1 protein-coding gene is annotated in these 531 nt (G+C 63.8%); it reads right to left on the reverse strand.

The window, feature by feature from the left end:
• A partial coding sequence (locus PZA18_RS24160) for a hypothetical protein (RefSeq protein WP_284103444.1) occupies positions 1-531 on the reverse strand: 531 nt, incomplete at both ends.

Below are 531 nucleotides of genomic sequence, written 5' to 3' on the forward strand. Positions count from 1 at the left end.
TGTATTCATATTCGGTTTCCAGCTCGCCCAGCTTCTGCCAGCTCAGGCGGCCATAGCGGTCGTAACGGTTCTGCACCTGGCCTTCCATCGGGGCACTGCCGGGTTGGTCGCTGATCCGGGTCTGGTACTGGCTGACCACCCGGCCTTGCAGATCGAGCGCCCGCACCTGGTTGACCCCGTTGCTGACGATGCCGATCAGCTGGTCGTCTTCGCTGTAGTCATAGCTTTCGGTCACCGTGCCTTTGGCATTGGCGAAGCTGGAGCCCTGGCGCCGACCGGCCAGGTCGTAGCGGTAACTGACGCCGCTGTCGATGCTGCCAACGGCGCTCGGCAGCCGCTGGCCATCCGGCTGGTGGCTCTGCAGCAGGTTGCGGCTGTTGTAGGTGTAATGGTCGGTTTCGCTGCGGTTGTCCTTGCGGGTGGTGGTGGTGCGCACATTGCCGTTGGCGTCGTAGACGTAGCTGACTTCGAGCTGGTTGCCCGAGGCCTGCCGCTGGGCCTGCGCGTTCCATTGCCAGTCGGAGACGGTCA

The sequence above is a fragment of the Parachitinimonas caeni genome (genome assembly GCF_030129945.1).
GTDB classification, from domain to species: Bacteria; Pseudomonadota; Gammaproteobacteria; order Burkholderiales; family Chitinimonadaceae; genus Parachitinimonas; species Parachitinimonas caeni.